Source organism: Bacteroides sp. AF25-38AC, from assembly GCF_003602995.1.
Taxonomy (GTDB): domain Bacteria; phylum Bacteroidota; class Bacteroidia; order Bacteroidales; family Bacteroidaceae; genus Bacteroides; species Bacteroides uniformis.
The window spans coordinates 37,712-59,952 of sequence record NZ_QTMD01000015.1 but is presented as its reverse complement, the minus strand read 5'-3'; the positions used below and the strand labels follow the sequence as shown (position 1 = coordinate 59,952).

Annotated in this window: 17 protein-coding genes and 1 tRNA gene; 14 read left to right on the top strand and 4 right to left on the bottom strand. The window is 48.6% G+C overall.

Annotated features, from left to right (window positions below; genetic code table 11):
• Nucleotides 1-11: 11 nt before the first annotated feature.
• The 7 genes from DWY55_RS11845 to DWY55_RS11815 all read left to right on the top strand — a co-directional run bounded on the left by DWY55_RS11845 (nucleotide 12) and on the right by DWY55_RS11815 (nucleotide 9,951).
• Nucleotides 12-1,370: a TolC family protein gene (locus DWY55_RS11845; protein WP_118233165.1), complete on the top strand. Its 1,359-nt coding sequence runs from the start codon at nucleotides 12-14 to the stop codon at nucleotides 1,368-1,370.
• A 37-nt stretch (nucleotides 1,371-1,407) separates the two neighbouring features.
• Nucleotides 1,408-2,424: an efflux RND transporter periplasmic adaptor subunit gene (locus DWY55_RS11840; RefSeq protein ID WP_120178095.1), complete on the top strand. Its 1,017-nt coding sequence runs from the start codon at nucleotides 1,408-1,410 to the stop codon at nucleotides 2,422-2,424.
• 94 nt (nucleotides 2,425-2,518) lie between these two features.
• Nucleotides 2,519-5,689: an efflux RND transporter permease subunit gene (locus tag DWY55_RS11835; protein ID WP_120178094.1), complete on the top strand. Its 3,171-nt coding sequence runs from the start codon at nucleotides 2,519-2,521 to the stop codon at nucleotides 5,687-5,689.
• A gap of 51 nt (nucleotides 5,690-5,740) precedes the next feature.
• On the top strand, nucleotides 5,741-6,034 hold the full coding sequence (locus DWY55_RS11830; RefSeq protein WP_005825638.1) for a PG0541 family transporter-associated protein: 294 nt from the start codon (nucleotides 5,741-5,743) through the stop codon (nucleotides 6,032-6,034).
• A gap of 123 nt (nucleotides 6,035-6,157) precedes the next feature.
• A complete protein-coding gene (locus DWY55_RS11825; RefSeq protein WP_057256344.1) occupies nucleotides 6,158-7,537 on the top strand; it encodes an SGNH/GDSL hydrolase family protein in 1,380 nt (459 codons plus the stop codon).
• Nucleotides 7,500-8,456, top strand: a complete 957-nt coding sequence (locus DWY55_RS11820) for an SGNH/GDSL hydrolase family protein (RefSeq protein WP_057256345.1) — start codon at nucleotides 7,500-7,502, stop codon at nucleotides 8,454-8,456. The genes DWY55_RS11825 and DWY55_RS11820 overlap by 38 nt, the downstream gene beginning before the upstream one ends.
• Nucleotides 8,443-9,951, top strand: coding sequence for an MBOAT family O-acyltransferase (locus tag DWY55_RS11815; RefSeq protein WP_057098260.1), 1,509 nt, complete (start codon nucleotides 8,443-8,445; stop codon nucleotides 9,949-9,951). The genes DWY55_RS11820 and DWY55_RS11815 overlap by 14 nt, the downstream gene beginning before the upstream one ends.
• Here the strand turns inward: DWY55_RS11815 and DWY55_RS11810 are convergent, their stop codons facing one another.
• Nucleotides 9,952-11,619, bottom strand: a complete 1,668-nt coding sequence (locus DWY55_RS11810; protein ID WP_117878942.1) for a beta-N-acetylhexosaminidase — start codon at nucleotides 11,617-11,619, stop codon at nucleotides 9,952-9,954.
• A gap of 90 nt (nucleotides 11,620-11,709) precedes the next feature.
• The gene (locus DWY55_RS11805) at nucleotides 11,710-12,546 is read right to left on the bottom strand and encodes a helix-turn-helix domain-containing protein (RefSeq protein WP_009037288.1); all 837 of its coding nucleotides are present in this window, start codon (nucleotides 12,544-12,546) and stop codon (nucleotides 11,710-11,712) included.
• Nucleotides 12,547-12,736: 190 nt separating this feature from the next.
• On the opposite strand from DWY55_RS11805, the gene DWY55_RS11795 reads away from it, so the two are divergent.
• From DWY55_RS11795 to DWY55_RS11770, 5 genes are all read left to right on the top strand, one after another.
• A complete protein-coding gene (locus DWY55_RS11795) occupies nucleotides 12,737-13,852 on the top strand; it encodes an efflux RND transporter periplasmic adaptor subunit (RefSeq protein WP_005825620.1) in 1,116 nt (371 codons plus the stop codon).
• Nucleotides 13,853-13,872: 20 nt separating this feature from the next.
• Entirely contained in the window at nucleotides 13,873-17,064 is a 3,192-nt protein-coding gene (locus tag DWY55_RS11790; RefSeq protein WP_005825618.1) for an efflux RND transporter permease subunit, read from the top strand.
• Nucleotides 17,065-17,095: 31 nt separating this feature from the next.
• The gene (locus DWY55_RS11785) at nucleotides 17,096-18,496 is read left to right on the top strand and encodes a TolC family protein (protein ID WP_117878944.1); all 1,401 of its coding nucleotides are present in this window, start codon (nucleotides 17,096-17,098) and stop codon (nucleotides 18,494-18,496) included.
• Nucleotides 18,497-18,682: 186 nt separating this feature from the next.
• Nucleotides 18,683-19,402, top strand: a complete 720-nt coding sequence (locus DWY55_RS11780; RefSeq protein WP_008661817.1) for an SGNH/GDSL hydrolase family protein — start codon at nucleotides 18,683-18,685, stop codon at nucleotides 19,400-19,402.
• Nucleotides 19,403-19,646: 244 nt separating this feature from the next.
• Nucleotides 19,647-19,982: a hypothetical protein gene (locus tag DWY55_RS11770; protein WP_243633660.1), complete on the top strand. Its 336-nt coding sequence runs from the start codon at nucleotides 19,647-19,649 to the stop codon at nucleotides 19,980-19,982.
• A gap of 232 nt (nucleotides 19,983-20,214) precedes the next feature.
• On the opposite strand, the gene DWY55_RS11765 is transcribed toward DWY55_RS11770, so the two are convergent.
• On the bottom strand, nucleotides 20,215-20,424 hold the full coding sequence (locus tag DWY55_RS11765; protein ID WP_117878946.1) for a hypothetical protein: 210 nt from the start codon (nucleotides 20,422-20,424) through the stop codon (nucleotides 20,215-20,217).
• A gap of 475 nt (nucleotides 20,425-20,899) precedes the next feature.
• On the opposite strand from DWY55_RS11765, the gene DWY55_RS11760 reads away from it, so the two are divergent.
• Nucleotides 20,900-20,992 (top strand) — tRNA-OTHER (locus tag DWY55_RS11760).
• A gap of 93 nt (nucleotides 20,993-21,085) precedes the next feature.
• Nucleotides 21,086-21,376 (top strand): hypothetical protein, encoded by a 291-nt coding sequence (locus DWY55_RS11755; protein ID WP_133303485.1) that lies wholly within the window; start codon nucleotides 21,086-21,088, stop codon nucleotides 21,374-21,376.
• Nucleotides 21,377-21,410: 34 nt separating this feature from the next.
• Here DWY55_RS11755 and DWY55_RS11750 read toward each other — a convergent pair whose 3' ends face one another.
• The gene (locus DWY55_RS11750; RefSeq protein ID WP_117878950.1) at nucleotides 21,411-22,220 is read right to left on the bottom strand and encodes a helix-turn-helix transcriptional regulator; all 810 of its coding nucleotides are present in this window, start codon (nucleotides 22,218-22,220) and stop codon (nucleotides 21,411-21,413) included.
• Nucleotides 22,221-22,241: the final 21 nt, after the last annotated feature.

Below are 22,241 nucleotides of genomic sequence, written 5' to 3'. Positions count from 1 at the left end.
ATTTTTGATTTATGAAGATGCAGAGATTTTGGGTAGGCAGAGCACTACTGTTGGCAGTTGCTGTGCTGTATGCCGGCGGCTATGTGCGCGCACAAGAGGCAAAGGATACCCTGACCCTGACCCTTGACCGTGCCTTGGAGATTGCTTTAAGCGACAATCCTACCATAAAGGTGGCGGAGGAAGATATTGCTTTGAAGAAAGTGACTCACAAGGAGACCTGGCAGAACTTGCTTCCGCAGGCAAGCATTGACGGTACGTGGAATCATACCATCAGTGCGGCACAGATGAATCTTGGTGGACAGTCGTTCAAGATGGGTATGGACAATTCGAATACGGTAAGCGGGGTGCTGAATATCAGTTTGCCCATATTCGCCCCTAGCGTATATAAGGCCATGTCGATGACGAAGACAGACATTGAACTGGCTGTGGAAAAGTCACGGGCTTCTAAGCTGGACTTGGTGAACCAGGTAACTAAGGGTTACTATCAGCTGATGCTGACGCAAGACTCCTACGATGTGTTGCAGAAGAGCTATAAGCTGGCAGAAGACAACTACAACATTGTCAATGCCAAGTATCAGCAGGGTACCGTCAGCGAGTTCGATAAAATCAGTGCCGAGGTGCAGATGCGCAGCATTAAGCCGAATGTGATTTCAGCGGGTAATGCCGTGACGTTGTCCAAGTTGCAGTTGAAGGTACTGATGGGGGTAACGGCCGATGTGGATATAGAGATTGCCGACAATCTCGGCAACTATGAGACGGAGCTGTTTGCCAATGAACTGAATCAGCCCGCTGCCAATCTGAACAATAATACGACGATGAAGCAGTTGGACTTGAACCGGAAGATGCTCAATCAGAACATCAAGTCACTCCGTGCCAACTTCATGCCTACTTTGGGTATGAACTATTCTTACCAGTACCAGTCACTCTACAACGAGGATTGGAACATCCTCGATTATAATTGGAGCGGAAGTTCCGCACTGATGTTTACGCTGAGTATTCCTTTGTATAAGGCAAGCAATTTCACCAAGCTCAAGTCCAACCGTATTCAGATACGTCAGTTGGAGCAGAACCGTCTGGACACAGAGCGAAAGCTGAACATGCAGATTACCAGCTATCAGAACAACATGGCTGCCAGTTCTGAGCAGGTTGTCAGCAACCGCGAGAATGTGATGCAGGCACAGAAAGCTGTGCAGATTGCCGGTAAACGCTATGAGGTAGGCAAAGGTACGGTGTTGGAGCTGAACACATCGCAAGTGCAGCTTACGGAGGCTGAACTGACTTACAATCAGTCCATCTATGATTATCTGGTAGCGAAGGCTGACCTTGACCAAGTGCTGGGAAAGGATTATATTGCAGAGAACGAAGAATGAAGAACTAAGAATGAAGAATAGAAATAAGAACAACGATATGAAAAAAGGTTTTCAATGGATGGCCCTGCTGGTTGCTGCCATGCTGGGGGCATGTAGCGGAGGTAGTGATAAAGCTGCTGCTGAGAAGGTGGACGAAAAGCCGAGGGTGAAACTGGCCGAGGTGTCGTCCCGTCCCGTGGAACAGATTCAGGAATACACCGCTACGGTGGAAGCCGAAGTAAAAAACAATATTGCTCCCTCTTCTCCGGTGCGTATAGACCGCATCTTTGTGGAGGTGGGCGACCGCGTGTCGAAAGGCCAGAAGCTGGTCAGCATGGATGCTGCCAATCTGAAGCAGATAAAATATCAGCTGGACAACCAGCAGATAGAGTTCAAGCGTATTGACGAGTTGTATAAGGTAGGCGGTGCCTCCAAATCGGAGTGGGATGCCGCCAAGATGAATCTCGACATCCGTGAGACTTCCTATAAGAATCTCTTGGAGAACACCTCGTTGCTCAGTCCCATTAACGGGGTGGTGACGGCACGCAATTACGATAACGGAGATATGTATAGCGGTGGAGAACCGGTACTGGTAGTGGAGCAAATCACTCCGGTAAAACTATACATCAACGTATCCGAAGGCTACTTTACCAAAGTGAAGAAGGGCGCTCCCGTATCCGTGAAAGTGGATGTCTATGGTGACGAGGAGTTCGAAGGCAAAATCAGCCTTGTTTATCCTACCATCGACCCGGCTACCCGTACTTTCCCGGTAGAGATACAGCTTGTCAACCGTGACCAGCGCGTACGTCCGGGAATGTTTGCCCGCGCCACGCTGAACTTCGGGACACAGGACCACGTGGTTGTTCCCGACCTGGCCATTGTGAAGCGTGCCGGTTCGGGCGACCGCTATGTCTATGTCTACAAGGACGGCAAGGTGTCTTATAATAAGGTGGAGCTTGGCCGTCGTATGGATACGGAGTATGAGTTGATTTCCGGTGTAGACAACAACTCTCAAGTTGTTATTGCCGGACAGTCTAAATTAGCCGATGGTGTGGAAGTCGAAGTAGAAAAATAATATGGTAATGTGATAATATGCTAATGTGCCGATGTAGCTACATTGCGCAGCCAATTAGCATATTAGCACATTGGCAAATTAAAGAATTAATCTTATGAGTTTATACGAAGGAGCGGTTAAGAAACCGATTATGACCTCGCTCTGCTTCCTGGCAGTGGCTATATTTGGTCTGTTCTCTCTGTCGAAATTGCCGGTAGACCTTTATCCGGACATCGAGACCAACACCATTATGGTGATGACGACCTATCAGGGTGCCAGTGCCTCGGACATCGAGAATAACGTGACCCGTCCGTTGGAAAACGTGCTGAATTCGGTCAGCAACTTGAAGCATATCACTTCCCGTTCGTCGGAGAATATTTCCGTGATTACGCTGGAGTTTGAGTATGGGTATGACATAGACGTGCTGACGAACGACGTGCGTGATAAACTGGACATGGTGAGCTCCATGCTGCCCGATGAGGTCGAAACTCCCATCATCTTCAAGTTCAGTACGGACATGATTCCTATCCTGCTGCTCTCCGTGCAGGCGGAGGAGAGCCAGCCGGCTCTTTACAAAATATTGGATGACAACGTGGCGAATCCCTTGGCGCGTGTGCCCGGTGTCGGTACGGTGTCCATTTCGGGTGCCCCCAAGCGTGAGGTCAATGTATATTGCGACCCCAATAAACTGGATGCCTACAACCTTTCTGTAGAAACTATCAGCTCTATTATCAGTGCCGAAAACCGGAATACGCCGGGCGGTACGTTTGATGTAGGTAGCAATACCTATTCGCTGCGTGTGGAAGGTGAGTTCAAGGATCCCAAAGAGATGGAGAACATCGTGGTAGGTACGCACAACGGTGCTTCCGTCTATCTGCGCGATGTGGCAAAAGTTGTGGACTCTGTGGAGGAACGTGCACAGAAGACGTATAGCAACGGTGTGCAGGGCGCTATGATTGTGGTGCAGAAACAATCGGGTGCCAATTCTGTAGCCATTTCGCAGAAGGTAATTGATATGTTGCCACAGTTGCAGAAGTCACTGCCGAGCGATGTGAAGCTGGGGATCATTGTCAATACTTCCGATAACATCTTGAATACGATAGACAGCTTGGAGGAAACCATTATGTACGCTATGCTGTTCGTTATCTTGGTGGTGTTCGTTTTTTTGGGGCGTTGGCGTGCCACGGTCATCATCTGTATCACCATACCGATGTCACTGGTTGCCTCGTTCATCTATCTGGGTATCATCGACGGCGGTTCACTGAATATCATCTCGCTCTCTTGTCTCTCTATTGCTATTGGTAACGTGGTGGACGACGCCATTGTGGTACTCGAGAATGTAACGACCCATATTGAACGGGGTTCCGAACCGAAGCAGGCAGCGATACATGCCACGAATGAGGTGGCCATCTCCGTAATTGCATCTACGCTGACTATGATTGCGGTATTCTTCCCATTGACGATGGTAAGTGGTATGTCCGGTGTGTTATTCCGTCAGTTGGGATGGATGATGTGTGTGATTATGACGGTTTCCACAGTTTCAGCCTTGTCATTCACCCCGATGATGTGTGCGCAGCTTCTGCGTTTGCAGAAAAAGCAGAGTAAGATGTTCGTTACGCTCTATACGCCGATTCAGCGTGCGCTGGATGGTCTTGACGTGTGGTATCAGAACCGGTTGAACTGGGCTGTGCGCCATCGTCTGACGGTTATGGCAGGCTGTGCCGCATTCTTTGTGGCAAGTCTGTTCTGTGCCAAGTATATCGGTACCGAGTTCTTCCCGGCAGCAGACAATAGCCGCATCGGTATCAACCTTCAGTTGCCCATCGGGGCCCGTGTGGAGCGTGCGGAAGCGTTGGCTTCGGAACTGACAAACAAGTGGATGACGCGCTACGGAGATATGATGAAAGTTTGCAACTACACTGTGGGGCAGGCGGACTCTGACAATACGTTTGCTTCCATGCAGGACAACGGTAGTCATATCATTAGTTTCAATATCAGTCTGGTGAGTCCGGGAGACCGTGACGTGACACTGGAAACCGTTTGCGACGAAATGCGTGAGGACTTGAAGGGGTATCCCGAATTGGACAAGGCGCAGGTTATTCTGGGCGGTAGCACAGGCGGCATGAGCGCCCAGGCAAGTGCCGACTTTGAGGTTTATGGTTACGACTTCACCGCTACGGACAAAGTGTCAGCCGAACTGAAAGAGAAATTGTTGCAGGTGAAAGGTGTGAGTGAAGTGAACATCAGCCGTCAGGATTATCAGCCCGAATATCAGGTGGACTTTGACCGTGAGAAGCTGGCATTGCATGGCTTGAATCTTTCTACTGCCTCCAACTATCTGCGTAATCGTGTAAATGGTGCTTTGGCATCTTATTATCGCGAAGATGGTGACGAGTACGACATCCGTGTGCGTTACGCTCCCGAATTCCGTACAAAGATTGAAGATTTGGAGAACATCCTTATTTATACGCCTTCCGGTGAGGGTATCCGCGTGAAAGACCTCGGCAAAGTAGTCGAGCGTTCTGCTCCTCCTACCATCGAACGTAAAGACCGTGAGCGTATTGTTACTGTATCTGCGGTTATTTCGGGAGCACCTTTGGGCGATGTGGTGGCCGATGGTAATGCTATAATTGATAAGATGGACTTACCAAGTGGTGCTTCTATCCAGATTTCGGGTTCGTATGAGGACCAACAGGATTCATTCTCCGACTTGGGAACGCTGGCTGTATTGATTGTTATTCTCGTATTCATTGTGATGGCAGCTCAGTTTGAGTCTTTGAGCTATCCGTTCATCATCATGTTTTCCATTCCATTTGCATTCAGCGGTGTGTTGATGGCATTATTCTTTACGGGAACCAATTTGAATGTGATGTCGCTTTTGGGTGGAATCATGTTGATTGGTATTGTGGTGAAGAACGGTATCGTACTCATCGACTACATCACGCTTTGCCGCGAACGTGGTCAAGCGGTGCTTCACTCTGTAGTCACGGCAGGCCGCAGCCGTTTGCGTCCGGTATTAATGACTACACTGACCACTATCCTCGGTATGGTGCCGATGGCTGTAGGGCAGGGTGAAGGTGCCGAGATGTGGCGTCCGTTGGGTGTTGCCGTAATTGGCGGTCTGACGGTATCTACCATTCTGACATTGATTCTTGTCCCCGTACTCTATTGCTCGTTTGCAGGTGTTGGTATCCGCCGCACGCGTAAGAAGATTAAGAAAGACCGTGAGCTGAATGATTATTACCAGTTGCATAAGGAGAAGATGACGAAACCACGTAAACAATGATTAATCATTATCCGTTAATCATTAAACATTAATCACTAAACATTATATAGCGTGAAATCAGTATTTATAACATTCGACCAAGCGTTCTTTGAACGTATCATGGCATTGCTTGACCGCCACAACTGCCGCGGCTTCAGCTATTGGCAGCAAGTACAGGGGCGTGGCAGTAAGACGGGGGAACCGCACTATGGCAGCCATGCCTGGCCCAGTATGTGTTCCGCCATCATCACTATCATAGATGAGGCTAAGGTGGCTCCGTTGCTCGAAGCGCTCCACCGGATGGACAAGGAGACCGAGCAACTCGGACTCCGTGCTTTTGTTTGGAATATCGAACAGACCATTTAATCGGGTCTGCTCTGTCTATAACCGTTATCCCCGGAGAAAAAATCTTGTTTCTTTGGGGATAATTCTTTTTTGTCCGGAGAGATTTTTTCAACCTATATCTATATCTTTGCGGCCACATTAGGTATGGAAAAGAATTCATTGAAATATACGGGTCTGTTGGCGTTTATCGTATGGGGTGCATTGTTGCTGATGCATCTGTTGCCAAGTATTACGATGGGTGGCCGTGTGCTGAGGCGTGTGGATATCTTGGGGGACGTGCGTCGTCCTTCCAAGCCGGTGAGTGAGCCGGACAGCCTGCTGCCTCCGCCCCCGAAGGTGAAGCCCGCCTTTGTGGACACCTGCCGTGCGGGCATGACGTGCATTGAAGATTACAGCGATTCTACCATGCGTGGCATGACGCGGTTCTATCAGGCGCTCGACGAGCTTGCCAAAGCACCCCGTCCGGTTCGTATCGCCTACTTCGGCGACTCCTTTATCGAAGCGGATATTCTGACAGCCGATTTGCGTGAGATGCTCCAGAAAAGATATGGCGGTTGCGGAGTAGGTTTTGTCACCATCACCTCCATGACCAGCGGTTTCCGCCCTACGGTGCGTCACTCCTTCAGCGGATGGCAGAGCCATTCTGTCATGGACTCCGTGTTCTTCGACCGTAGCAAGCAGGGAGTCTCCGGACATTACTTTATTCCGAATACCGGTGCTTATGTGGAACTGCGGGGGCAGAAGAACTATGCTTCCCGTCTGGATACTTGCCGGCGTGCCAGTATCTTTTTCTATAACCGCGGCACGACCACCCTTTCTGTCCGCGTCAATCGCGGCGAAGCGACTACCGAGACTTTTGAGCCGGTTGGCGATTTGCAGGAAATGACGGTAGAGGGAAATATCGGTTCCGTCCGTTGGACGGTGGAGAGTGCAGATTCCACCTTGTTCTATGGTCTTGCCATGGACGGCACTTCGGGCATCGTGCTCGACAACTTCTCATTGCGTGGCAGCTCCGGCCTCTCCCTCCGTTCTGTTCCCGTGTGGATGATGCGTGAGTTCAACGAACAGCGCCCTTACGATTTGATAATCCTGCAGTACGGACTGAATGTGGCTACGGAGCGTGGGCGGAATTACGACAAGTACATTGCGGGCATGCAGACAACGGTGCAGCATCTCAAGGAAGCCTTTCCGCAAGCTGCCATCCTCATAGTCAGCGTGGGCGACCGTGACTATAAGACCGAAGAAGGCGAATTGCGTACCATGCCCGGCATCAGGAACCTGGTTCGTTATCAGCAGAATCTGGCGGCGGATGAGGCTGTCGCTTTTTGGAACATGTTCGAGGCCATGGGTGGGGAAGGCAGTATGGCAGACATGGTGCATGCCAAGCCGTCATTGGCCAATTATGATTATACGCACATCAACTTCCGTGGTGGAAAGCATCTTGCGGGATTACTTTATGAGTCTTTGATTTATGGCAAGGAACAGTATGACAGAAGGAGGGCCTACTATGAAGAGGAGCCATAAGGAGGATTCACGATTGTACGATTTACGATGTACGATTTGCTGCGCGGTGCTGGTGCTGATTGCGGCGATACGGCCGCTCCATGCACAGGACATACTGCCAGGCAGCCTTTCGTGTCATGCCGGTGGAGCGGATTGTGATACTCTCTGCCTCTATTCCCAACGTACGGATACGGTGTCTGTCCCTTTGATAACTTTTCCCGCCGCATTCCGGCAAATGAAGGAGAATGTACTTACCGACAGTCTGGGTATTCTTAATCCTTTCTGGGAGAAGTTGCGTCTGTCTCGGCTGGGCGCTTCCGCTGATACGCTTCGCATCGTACATGTGGGCGACAGCCATATACGCGGCCATATCTTCCCCCGTACCACCGGTGCGTTGATGCAGGACACTTTCGGGGCAGTCTCTTATACCGATGTAGGTATCAACGGTGCATTTTGTACTACTTTCACCCGTCTGGACCGTATTGCTGATATTGCGGCTCTGCATCCCGACCTGCTTATTCTTTCCTTCGGGACGAACGAAAGCCATAACCGCCGTTACAATACAATGCTGCACTATCGCCAGATGGACGACCTTGTACGCATGCTTCGCGAGAAACTGCCGAATGTACCGATGTTGATGACCACTCCTCCGGGCTCTTACGAGAGTTTCCGGCAGCGTCGCCGTCGTCGGACCTATAAGATTAATCCGCGTACTGCCGTTGCCGTGCAGACCATCCGCCGCTATGCCGATGAAAACGGATTGGCGGTATGGGACATGTACGAAATACTTGGCGGTACCCACCGTGCCTGCCTCAACTGGCAGGAAGCCGGATTGATGCGTCCGGACCATGTACACTATTTGCCGGACGGTTACCGCCTGCAAGGCGAGCTGTTCTACCAGGCCTTGTTAAAAGCTTATAACGATTATGTGGAATATTGACGAATTTTTATCCGGATTGAATATAGACTTGGACCGTTTGCGCGATGTCTTCACTTATGACCCGCAAGCCCCGATGATATTCAGCAGTGGTATTTTCCTCTGGCTGTTTGTCGCTTTTATATTGGTTTATCTGTTGTTGCAACGCCGGACGACGGCGCGTTTGCTGTTTGTCACCTTGTTTTCCTATTACTTCTATTATAAAAGTAGTGGCACTTATTTCTTCCTGCTTGGACTGGTGACGGTCTGTGACTTTTTCATTGCACGCTTGATGGCACGCGAGGCTATTCCCTGGCTACGTAAGGCATGGGTTGTGTTGAGTCTGTTCATCAATTTGGGATTGTTGTGTTACTTCAAGTACACCAATTTTCTGGGCGAAACTTTTGCCTCGCTGACGGGAGGCACGTTCACGACAATGGATATTTTCCTTCCGGTGGGCATCTCTTTTTTCACTTTTCAGTCGTTGAGCTATACGATAGATGTGTACCGTCGCCAGATAACGCCTCTGACCAGTTTGTTGGATTATGCTTTTTATGTTTCTTTCTTTCCCCAGTTGGTGGCGGGTCCTATTGTACGTGCCCGTGATTTCATTCCGCAAATCCGCCGCCCGCTGTTTGTCTCCAATGAGATGTTCGGACGTGGAATCTTCCTCATCGTGAGTGGGCTCTTCAAGAAAGCGGTTATATCGGACTATATCAGCGTTAACTTTGTAGAGCGTATTTTTGATAATCCTACTCTTTATTCGGGGGTGGAGAATCTGATGGGTGTTTATGGCTATGCCTTGCAGATTTATTGCGACTTCTCCGGTTACAGTGATATGGCTATCGGCATTGCCTTGTTGCTGGGCTTCCATTTCAATATCAATTTCGATTCCCCTTATAAGTCCGCTTCCATTACGGAATTTTGGAGGCGGTGGCATATTTCGCTTTCCAGCTGGTTGCGCGATTACCTTTATATTTCTTTGGGAGGCAACCGGAAGGGGAAAATCCGCCAATATGCCAATCTCATCATTACCATGTTCCTGGGCGGCTTGTGGCATGGCGCTTCGTGGAATTTTGTACTTTGGGGAATGATGCATGGCGTTGCGCTTGCAGCCCATAAGTTCTGGATGACGCTTACCGGGCGTAAGAAGGGGACGGAGAGCCATGGCATCCACCGCTTCTTCGGAGTGCTTGTCACTTTCCATTTTGTTTGTTTCTGCTGGATATTCTTCCGTAATGCGGAGTTCTCCACATCAATGGATATGCTGAAGCAGATATTCACTACTTTCCGTCCGCAACTCTTCCCGCAGCTGGTAGAGGGTTATTGGGAAGTGTTTGCACTGATGGCATTGGGCTATCTGCTGCATTTTGTGCCCGACAGTTGGGAACGTGCTTGCACAAAAACAGTAATCCGCCTCCCCTTGTTGGGAAAGGCGGTACTGATGCTTGCTGTAATCTATCTGGTCATTCAGATGAAAAGTTCGGAGATACAGCCGTTTATCTATTTCCAGTTCTGATTACTTCTTCTCGGTCGCTGTGGAGTCTGCCTGCTGTCGGAAGGGTTCCCGGTAGTTGAGCCCGTCTCTCCGGTAGAGGCCGATGAGTCCGGCCAGTCGGGTAGTGAAGTTTGTATAATCTTTCTTTTCCAGTTGTGTCCATTGTACTTCGGCAAGGGCGGCCATACGGGGGAGAACCATATACTCTACCTGTTCGCTGGTCGGGATGTATTCTGTCCAAAGGTTGGCTTGTGTGCCGAGTATGTGCTTAGCTTGTTCTTCGGTCAGTGAGGCGGTAGGATTCAGACTGTATACTTTCTCCAATGGGACAAAGCCTCCGATGGCAAATGGTTCGTGCCGGGTATCCTCACTTTGGTAATAATCAAAGTAGCAATAGTCATTGGGTGTCATTATCACGTCGTGTCCCAGTTGGGCCGCCTTGATTCCTCCTGCCGAGCCACGCCATGACATAACAGTTGCGTTGGGGGCGACGTCGCCTTCCAGAATCTCATCCCAGCCGATAATCTGGCGTCCTTTACTATTGAGGAGCTTTTCGATACGTGTCATACAATAGCTCTGCAGACGGTCTTCGGCAGTATGGTTCTTGTCGGCTTTCAATTTTTCGGTTCTGATACGTGCCTGGCATTTGGGACACTTTTCCCAACGGGTGCGGGGAGCTTCGTCACCGCCGATGTGGATGTATTTGGAAGGGAATATGTCAATGATTTCGGCCATGACATCTTCGAGGAACTGCATGGACTTTTCGTTGCCGATGCACAGCACATCTTCGAATACGCCCCAATGTGGGCACACTTCATACGGTCCACCGGTACATCCCATTTCGGGATAGGCGGCCAGTGCGGCAAGCATGTGTCCGGGCAGGTCTACTTCGGGGATGACCGTGATATAGCGCTCCCCGGCATATTTTACGATTTCTTTGGCTTGCTCCTGCGTATAGAAACCGCCATACCGGGTGTTGTCATACTCTTCGGTGTTCCGGCCGATAACGGTACGGTCGCGCCAGGCGCCAATTTCCGTCAGCTTGGGATACTTCTTTATTTCTATTCTCCAGCCTTGGTCTTCGGTGAGGTGCCAGTGGAAGGTATTCATATTGTGAAGTGCCAGCAAGTCTATGTATTTTTTTACGAACTCAATGGGAAAGAAGTGGCGGCCCACATCGAGGTGCATGCCCCGGTAGCTGAAGCGGGGTTCATCCTGGATGCTGCCGGCAGGCAATAGGATAGAGGTGGCTTTGGTTTCGGCGGGGATTGATTTACGCAGGGTTTGTATACCGTAGAACACCCCGTTCTCGGTCTGTCCGTTTAGGGTCACCCGGTCGGCTTTGACGGTCAGCACATAGCCTTCCCGGTTGCCGATGGCCGGATCCAGTCCCAATGTGATGGCGCCTTTGGGCGCTTCGCTCCCCGGGGCAAGGGCTTCTGTCTGGAGGGTGTGGCCGGTGGACTGGCTGATGTATTCGGCCAAAAACTCGGCATTGCGTTTCAAAAGTTCATTGTGTTCGGGGTAGGCGATGATGGTACCGTCATTCAGGTTGAAGGGGGATTCCTGACTCAAGGCAACCTCCTGGGGCAGGGGAATGACTTGATAGTTGGCTGTTGTTTCTACTCCGCATGAAGAGCAGGCCAGGATGAGAGTGCCTGCAAGGAGCATGTGTGTAAGTTTTCTCATGGTATTGAACTGATTAAATTAGTGTCTGACAAATATACTAAAAAAATACTAAAGAGGCAGAGGAGAAGGGGATAAATGCATGCTCATACCTCAGTTCTTCTTTGCTCTGTACTCCTTGGGTGACATTCCCGTGTGTTTCTTGAAATATCGTCCGAAGAAAGACTGGTCGGGAAAATGATATTTGTCGGCAATCTCTTTCAGTGACATGCCGGTGGATTGCAGTGCCATTTTCAGTTCCAATATCAGGTTTTCGTCAATGATTTCTTTGGCAGAATCTTCTGCCACTTGTTTGGTGATGGCAGATAGGTAGCGGGTCGAAATGCAGAGTTGGTCAGCATAAAAAGCGACATCCCGCTGGGTAGTACAGTACGTATGTACCAGATTTATGAACTTTTTGAACAATTCTTCTTTCCGGTTACTGCCATTGATTTGCTCTTCCGTAAAGTAACGTTGAACCTTGTCGTAGGTGTCGAGAAAGAAAATTTGCAGCAGGTTTTGTGCAATGGCTTCGCGATACAGATTTTCAGAATCGCGGTAGATGGCATTGCTTGCCGTGATGAGTCCTGTGATAGCACGAACCGGTTCGTCTTCGGTATGCGTATAGCATGCATTCTCCTTTATAAAATGTATGAAGGGCGGCTCTAAACGGAAGCATGCCGTCTTGAACATTGTCTCGGAATAGGCAAAGAAGTCCACCAGGAAATCTTTACTCGCACTTGTCAGTGAAATAATGGAACTTGGAAGCAGCGTAATGTGCGTATTGGGTACAATATGATATTTTCTTAAATCTATTGTGATATTTGCTTCTCCACGGGTGCAGAACATCAGTGCTCCATTGTTCATTTTCAGAAGACGTTCCCGGAAGAATTCCAGCTTGTCTGTTCCGGCTCTGAACGTTTCTTGTTTGGTAGTCAGTAATGGGTTCATATGTTAGATTGCTTATGATTTGCGGTTACAAAGGTACGAGTTCTTTTTGGATTGTTAAATGGCATGTTCCGAAAATGAACAGTCGTGTACCTTCAATGAAACAAATGGTTGTTCAAAAACGGCATACCTTTGCTGCCGGCTTAAAAAATGAAAGAGAAAGCCGACGTATTATTTTTTTAAGATAAAAAGTATGATAACAAAAAAGAGTATGATGAAACAGATGATGACCGTCATCTGTAGTGCAACACTGGCAGCCTGCGGCAGCGCGCCTGTCGTGCAACCCCAGTCGGAATATCAGGTGATGACTATTTCGACTACCGACAAAGAACTGCAGACAATTTATTCCGCAGCCATCCGCGGACGGCAGGACATTGACATCTATCCGCAGGTGTCCGGTACACTCACCAAACTTTGTGTGGAGGAAGGACAGACCGTGCGTCGGGGGCAAGTCTTGTTTATTATCGACCAGGTGCCCTATCTGGCAGCCTTGCGCACAGCAGAAGCCAATGTGGAAGCTGCCCGTGCCGGCGTGGCCACTTCGCAACTGACATATGACAGCAAGAAGGAGCTTTATGCCCAGAAGGTGATTTCCGAGTTTGACTTAAAGACTTCCTACAACAGCCTGCTGACAGCGAAAGCCCAGTTGGCCCAAGCCGAGGCGCAGCAGGTGAATGCCGCCAATAACCTCTCTTATACAGAAGTGAAGAGTCCGGCAGATGGAATGGTAGGTACGCTCCCTTATAGGGTGGGGACGTTGGTCAGCGCCAGTTTGCCCAAACCACTGACGACCGTATCCGATAATTCTAATATGTATGTCTATTTCTCCATGACAGAGAATCAGTTGCTTGACCTCACCCGCCGCTACGGCTCCAAGGATAAGGCGCTGGCAGAGATGGACTCTATCGAATTACAGCTCAATGACCGTTCTGTCTATCCGCAAGAAGGTAAGATAGAAACTATCAGTGGTGTAATTGATACCTCTACGGGTACAGTCAGTCTGCGTGCCGTGTTCCCCAATAAAGAGGGATTGCTGACCAGTGGCGGTTCGGGCAACGTCATCATCCCGGTACGGAAAGAGAACTGCATCGTTGTTCCCCAGAGTGCCACTTACGAAGTACAGGACAAGGTCTATGTATATAAGGTAGTTGACGGCAAGGCGCAATCAGTTCCCGTGCAAGTGACCCGTGTGAATGGAGGTCAGGAATATATCGTAGAGAGTGGCTTGAAAGTGGGGGACACAATTGTGGCCGAAGGCGTGGGTTTGCTGCGTGAAGGTACCTCCGTCCAACCCAAAACGAATGAATGATAATTTTTAACCGATAGAATATGAACCTCAGAACTTTTATAGAACGCCCCGTTTTTTCGGCAGTCATCTCCATTACGATTGTCATTCTGGGCATCATCGGATTGTTCACCTTGCCCGTTGAGCAATATCCCGACATTGCGCCGCCCACCATCATGGTGAGCACCACTTACTATGGTGCCAGTGCGGAAACCCTTCAGAAAAGTGTTATCGCTCCGTTGGAAGAGGCCATCAACGGTGTGGAGGACATGACTTACATGACTTCTACCGCCAGCAATGCAGGGTCGGTTTCCATTACTGTTTACTTCAAGCAGGGTACAGACCCGGACATGGCGGCGGTCAATGTGCAGAACCGTGTGTCCAAAGCTACGGGGCAGCTTCCTGCCGAAGTAACCCAGGTGGGTGTCACCACCAGCAAGCGGCAGACCAGTATCTTACAGATGTTCTCTTTATATAGCCCTGATGACAGCTATGACGAGAACTTTCTTGCCAACTATATCAGTATCAATCTGAAGCCGCAGATTCTCCGTATCTCCGGTGTGGGCGATATGATGATTATGGGTGGTGACTACAGCATGCGTATCTGGATGAAACCGGATGTCATGGCGCAGTACAAGCTGATACCTTCGGATGTGACGGCTGTGCTGGCAGAGCAGAATATCGAATCGGCCACCGGGTCGTTTGGTGAGAACTCGGATGAGACGTATCAATATACCATGAAATATACGGGACGCCTCATTACTCCTGAGGAGTTCGGCGACATCGTCATCCGTTCTACCGAAGACGGCGAGGTGCTGAAACTGAAGGACATCGCCGATATAGAGCTGGGTAAGGACAGTTATGCCTACAAAGGTACCATGGATGGACATCCCGGTATCTCCTGCATGGTGTTCCAGACCGCGGGCTCCAATGCCACGGAAGTGAACCGGCAGATTGACCGGCTCCTTGAAGAAGCACGCAAGGACTTGCCGAAAGGCGTGGAGCTTACCCAGATGATGTCCAGCAACGATTTCCTCTTCGCCTCTATCCACGAAGTGGTGAAAACGCTGATTGAGGCTATTATCCTGGTTATCCTGGTGGTTTATGTCTTTTTGCAAGACATCCGCTCTACGCTGATTCCGCTGGTAGGTATCGTTGTTTCACTGATTGGTACGTTTGCTTTCATGTCCGTTGCCGGATTCAGTATCAATCTGATTACGCTGTTTGCGCTGGTATTGGTGATTGGTACGGTGGTGGATGACGCCATTGTCGTGGTGGAGGCGGTGCAGGCACGGTTTGATGTGGGCTATAAGTCCTCCTACATGGCAAGTATCGATGCGATGAAGGGCATCAGCAACGCGGTTATCACTTCTTCACTGGTGTTTATGGCGGTGTTTATTCCGGTATCGTTCATGGGAGGGACTTCCGGTACGTTCTATACCCAGTTTGGGCTGACGATGGCGGTGGCCGTTGGCATTTCGGCGATTAATGCGTTGACACTCAGTCCCGCACTTTGTGCCTTGCTGCTGAAGCCTTATATCAATGAGGACGGAACGGAGAAGAATAATTTTGCTTCGCGCTTCCGCAAGGCATTCAACACGGCTTTCGAGGCGGTGGTCGAGAAGTATAAGAAGATAGTGCTGCTGTTCATCAAGCGCCGCTGGCTGGGTTGGTCGTTGCTGGCACTTTCGGTAGTGCTGCTGGTATTCCTGATGAATACCACCAAGACCGGACTGGTGCCCGACGAGGACCAAGGAACGTTGTTTGTCAACGTTAGCACCGCTCCGGGTAGCTCGCTCAAGACGACAAATGACATTATAGACCGCGTGGAGAAGCGTCTGGAAGACCTTCCTCAGAAATTGCACTTGCAGAAAGTTGCCGGTTATGGTCTGCTGTCCGGGCAGGGAAATTCTTTCGGTATGATTATCGTGAAGCTGAAACCTTGGGACGAGCGTACGGCAAAGGAAGACCAGGTGCAGGCAGTCGTCAACCAGATATACGCTCGCACGGCGGATATTAAGGATGCTACAGTCTTTGCCATTGCTCCGGGTATGATTCCGGGCTATGGTATGGGTAATGCGCTGGACTTGAATGTGCAGGACAAGCAGGGAGGGGATATGAACACCTTCTTCCAGACCACCCAGCAGTATCTGGCGGCACTGAACCAGCGTCCGGAAATTTCGATGGCATACTCCACGTTCGATGTACGCTATCCGCAGTGGACCGTCGAGGTGGATGCTTCCAAGTGCAAACGTGCCGGGATTACTCCCGACCAGGTGTTGTCCACACTGTCGGGCTATTATGGCGGGCAATATGTCTCCAACTTCAACCGTTTCTCCAAAGTTTACAAGGTAATGATTCAGGCCGACCCGAAGTTCCGTTTGGATGAGGCTTCACTGAACAATGCCTTTGTGCGCATGTCCAACGGTGAGATGGCTCCGTTGAGCCAGTTCGTTACGCTGACCCGTTCCTACGGTGCCGAGTCCTTGAGCCGCTTCAACATGTTCAACTCCATTGCCGTGAATGCCATGCCTGCTGAGGGATACAGTACCGGTGACGCCATCCGTGCCGTACAAGAAACGGCGGAGATAGCCTTGCCGAAGGGATATGGCTATGACTTTGGTGGCATCACCCGCGAGGAAAGCCAGCAGAGTGGTACTACAGTCATCATCTTCGGTATCTGTATCTTGATGATTTACTTGATTCTGAGTGCGCTTTACGAGAGCTTTCTGATTCCGTTTGCCGTTATCCTGGCCGTTCCTGCGGGCCTGATGGGGTCGTTCCTTTTTGCCAGGATAGCCGGGTTGGAGAATAATATCTATTTACAGACGGGACTTATCATGCTGATAGGTCTGTTGGCAAAGACCGCTATTCTGTTGACGGAGTATGCCGCCGAGCGCCGTAAAGCGGGAATGGGGCTGATTGCTTCTGCCGTCAGTGCGGCAAAGGCGCGTTTCCGTCCCATCCTGATGACGGTACTGACGATGATTTTCGGCCTTTTCCCCTTGGTGGTTGCCACGGGTGTCGGAGCCAACGGTAACCGTTCATTGGGTACGGGTGTTGTCGGTGGTATGTTCATCGGCACATTGGCGCTGCTGTTCATTGTTCCTGTCTTGTTCATCAGTTTCCAGTGGTTGCAGGAGCGGCTTCGTCCTGCCCAATCCGTCCCGACGAGCGACTGGCAGATTGAGGAAGAGATGAAAGTAAGCCGGAAGGAGATAGAAGAATCACATTAGTACATTATCGCGTAACTAACATAAAAAAATAATGAAGAAACAATTCATATTATTAGCTGTCGCCGGCTTGGTACTGACCAGTTGCGGCATCTATACCAAATACCAGCGCCCGGAGGACATCACGACCGATGGACTTTATGGACACGATTTGGACGGGCAAAGTCTGGATAGCCTGAGTCTGTTTGCGGCATCGGACACTACCTCCATCGCTTCCCTTTCCTGGCGCGAGCTTTTTACGGACCCGCAATTACAGTCGCTCATCGAACAAGCCTTGCAAGGCAACACTGACCTGCTTTCCGCCCAACAACGTATCAAGGAGGCAGAAGCCACGCTGATGTCGGCCAAACTTTCGTACCTGCCTTCGTTTATGCTCACTCCGCAGGGTGGCGTCAGCAGTTTCGACAATTCCAAAGGCTCGTGGACCTATTCCGGCATTACCTCGGCAAGTTGGGAAGTCGATATTTTTGGTAAGTTGACCAATGCCAAACGCCGTTCCAAAGCGCTCTACCTTCAAAGCTTGGAGTACGAACAAGCCGTCAGCACTTCGCTGATAGCTAATGTGGCCAATCTGTACTACACCTTGCTGATGCTCGACGAGCAATACCGCATTTCCGAAGAAACAGCCGCCAGTTGGCGCGAAAGTGTACGCACCATGCGAGCCATGATGGCTGCAGGCATGACGAACGAGGCGAGTGTCTCGCAATCCAAAGCCAACTGTCGTCAGGTGGAAGCTTCGCTGCTCGACCTCCGGCAGCAGGTAAAGGAAGTGGAGAACAGTCTCTCCATTCTGTTGGGCGATGTTCCGGGCACCATTGAGCGTGGCCGGTTGGCGGGGCAGGAGTTCCCGCAGGAACTTGCGGTGGGCGTACCTCTGCAATTGCTTTCCCGCCGTCCCGATGTGAAAAGTGCCGAACTCTCGCTGGCATCCGCTTTCTACAGCACCAATGCCGCCCGTTCTGCTTTCTACCCCTCCATCACCTTGAGCGGTACAGCTGGCTGGACCAACTCGGCAGGAAGCATGATTGTCAATCCAGGAAAACTACTCTTCTCCGCCATCGGTTCGCTGACACAACCCTTGTTCAACAAAGGGCTGAACGTGGCACAGCTCAAGATAGCCAAAGCACAGCAGGAAGAAGCCAGGCTCGCTTTTCAGCAAGCTTTGCTCAATGCCGGTAGCGAAGTGAACAATGCTCTGACCCAAGTGCAGGTAGCCCGTGGAAAGACGGAGCTCCGCGCAAGGCAGATAACTTCACTGGAAACTACCGTCCGCAGCACCCGGTTACTGATGCAACACGGCACTTCCACCTATTTGGAAGTGCTCACTGCCCAGCAGGGGCTACTCTCTGCCCAACTGACACAGGTAGCCGACCGCTTTGATGAAATACAAGGTATCATCAACCTCTATCAAGCCCTCGGTGGAGGGCGGGAGTAAAATATACTCTTTCTCATCTTCATTCTCTCGCCCCTCTATCAATCCGGCATTTCCTTTTTTTGTGGGAATCCGATGGTAGAGGGGCTTTCATATAAGCGGGCTATGGCAAAAAAACTACGGTTTCTTGCCGTCAAACCGGGACAAACTTTATAACTTTGCGGCATACGACATAAAAATCTATCTATTATGAACTGCAAATCCTTGTTTTTTCTGGTTGTTTTTTCCCTGACCCTTATATCAGGGGTGTTTGCTCAAAAGAAAGTTTCTATTCTTGGCGATTCCTATTCCACTTTTTACGGTCATGTCTCTCCTGCCGCCAATCTCTGCTGGTATGGAGTTCCCGGCGAAAAGAAAGAGAATGATGTGACAAAGGTGGAGGAAACCTGGTGGTACCGTTTCATCCATGAGCACGGCTTTCAGTTGGAACGCAACAATTCCTATTCCGGCTCCACCGTCTGTCATACCGGTTACGAGAAAGCCGATTACTCCGACCGTTCTTTTATCACCCGTATTCACAACCTCGGCACCCCCGACATAATCCTTGTTTTTGGCGGTACCAATGACAGTTGGGCAGGTGCTCCCATTGGCGTATACCAATATGATGGCTGGACGAAAGCCGATTTGTATAGCTTCCGTCCTGCCTTTTGCTATCTGCTTGCATCTCTCAAGCAGCTCTATCCTGCGGCCAGGATTTATAATATTACCAATTCTGAATTATCCGAAGAGGTAACTGATTCCATGGATGAAATTTGCCGGCACTATGGCATCGAGAATATTCGTTTGCACGACATTGATAAACAATGGGGGCATCCTTCTGTGCAAGGAATGCAGAGTATCGATGCTCAGGTTTGGGAGTCTGTCTCCCCGATATTGGAGGCTTCTGTTTCTTTGCCTGCCAAGAACTAAGGACAGACTCATTGGGAGTTATCCTTTTCTATCCTAAATGCTAATCTTTCCACTGCCGTATTCTTTTCTTTCCACAGCTGTGGAAAGAAAAGAATACGGCAGTGGAAAGAAAGTAAAATCCTTGTGGCAAGAAAAATAATTAGTACCTTTACTGCCAGCTTCTGCCGATTTCGAGAACATTTCTTCCCCAAGTTTGCTGCAAGTTTCCCTCAATTCTCTATAAACCATTAATTTAAATTATTTTATGAGTGCTTATTATGACCTTTATGAAACGCCTGTCCCCGAAGGCGAGGAACCGAAGTCGCTGCATGCCCGTGTCTGTTCCAAGGGAACCATTTCTGGTAAAGAGTTCATGGAACGGGTTTTTCGTGAAGAACATATGCCCCACGCCATGGTTGTGGGTATTGTGCAAGCCATCACCACTACGCTTGGAGACTGGCTGGCAAAGGGCTATACGGTGGAGATAGAGGGACTTGGCTTCTTCAGCACCACGCTGAAGTGTACCCATCCGGTGATGAATAAGAAAGAAGTACGTGCGGAGTCGGTCAAGATTAAGGGGGGTAAATCACTTTGTATGTAAAGCATGTGGGAGTTAAATGATGCTGAAATGCCGATGAATAGAAGGTTTGAGGCTATTTGAGTTGTGTGCGCTGAAACAAATCGAATTGTTACATTGTGCGACACAGATATTACATTTGAATAAGGTATGAAAACACTTTAAACGGTCAAATGTTACAATGGATATAAGATGAGGGCTGAATTGACGCTTTTTGAGGCGCGATTCAGCCCTTTTTTCGTGTGGAGTGCTTAGGTCATTCTTGGGTACAACGAATGAGGTGAGACTGCTTGATAATGGCTCTACGGGTTGTCTTAACGCCACCATCAGTGAGACCGGCATGAAGTAGCGAGCTCTTTTTAATACCTATTTGAGCGTCATTTAGGACGGTATAAATGGCACTGATACTGCCGAAATAATAGTCCTTTTTCTCGAAAATGAGATGTACGTGAATTATCTTAGTCATAAATTCATTATTTAGAAGTTTCTTTCTACAAATATATTCTAAATAATAAATATATAGAAGTATTTCCGAATAAAATATATACTATTTAGGGTGTTTAGAGGATATGACTTCATAAGTTCTTTTATATGCTCAAATGAATAGATGGTATTGATGAATAGTTATAGAGTGAAATGTTAAAAATAAGTTTAGGCATACCATAAGGCATACCGATAAGACATACTTTTTTCATAGGCAATAAGCTTGTGTAATGTAGTTTAGGCATACTTTTTTAACAATTAGAAAAGGGTGTATTTTATATGATGTTTCCTTTTAGGTTATGTTTTTAGGCGTTTAAATAAATATTTATAGGGGGATAGTATAGTGTTTTTAGCGGGTAGTATAATTGTACTAATCATATAAACTGTTGATTCATAATAGGTATTTATGGAATAAGTGCTATTTTAGCGTAATAAACGTGCGCGCGTCGCAAATAATTGGCAGTATAGCTCAGCTGGTAGAGCGAAGGTGTACATACGTGGTGAACACGTATGCAGGTCTTTTGTCACAAGTTCGACTCTTGTTGCTGCCGCAATGGTTTTTGAAGGTGTGAAGAACGCTCCCGGCATTCAGGGCTCCGACTGAGGGATAAAGCGCGCGGAGATTAAGGTAATTAATTAGTTGTTTGATGGAAATGCTCCCGGTGATTGTGCCGGGAGCATTATTTAGTATGAAAATAGATATTCCCATTATAAAAAGAAATATCATCCGCGAGGTTCTCTATTCGCACAAGGAACTTCCACGGTATCAGCGTGCACTCGAAATCTTGTTTTGTGCAGTAAACGGATATGAACCTATTGATGGATATATAAGTGACATCGAAGATGCAGGATATCGAGAGCTATACGCTAAAATATTGGAAAAAGTCAAGGAGCTAAGAGCAGGCCTTCCAAGTGCCAATAATACCAGCAAGTAAACTTATCAAATTGGCTATTTTCTTATTTCTATTCTTACTTTACATTGATAGCACGCAACAATTGCTGTATCTGCACCATCTGCCCTTTCATTACATCCATATCATCTTCCAGTTGATTAACTTTATCATAATATGTTTCATTCAGATTCGGCATTTTAGCACTGAAATACCATTCAGCATGAAGTATGGTGTTTATCTCCTGAGCTTCCAAATTAAAATTGGGGTAATTGATCTTATCTACATTATCTGACATGCAGACGAGGAATCCATGTTGACGGAATCGGTTCTTGATGCGTTTGATATATGAACGCCCATCAGTGTCACTAATGACGTAGATATGTTGGTCGGGCATGTCCTGCCATTCAGAACAGTCGAGTAATCTCACGATAACGTAGGAGCTATCCAATAATGTAGGTGACATACTTTCTCCTTTGATGCGGACGCAGAAGTATTTCTCACTATTACGCACCATGGATGAAGGCATTTTTATGGTATCTACTACTTCCAAATAATCGGGATTATCGTAGCCACAGCAGCCTGCTGCAACAGAGATGTCTACCAGTGGGATTGAAACAAAATCATTGTTTATTTGAGATAACGCAAAAGAAGATTTTGGTGGCTGTTTTTCCATAGAACCGCGACCGGTCAAGAGCCAATCTAAATTTATATCGATATTTCTTGCGATTTTCTCTAAAAAATCAAATTTAGGCATCGTTGACGTTCTGTAGCCACGGACATTTGCTTCATTACTTCCTATTAAAGAGGCAAATACGGTGTTTTTCCCATTCCCGTACTTATTAACTAATTGAGTTATCCTCTCGTGAATTGTTTCGTCTTTCTGCATGATTTTAATATATAAATCGTG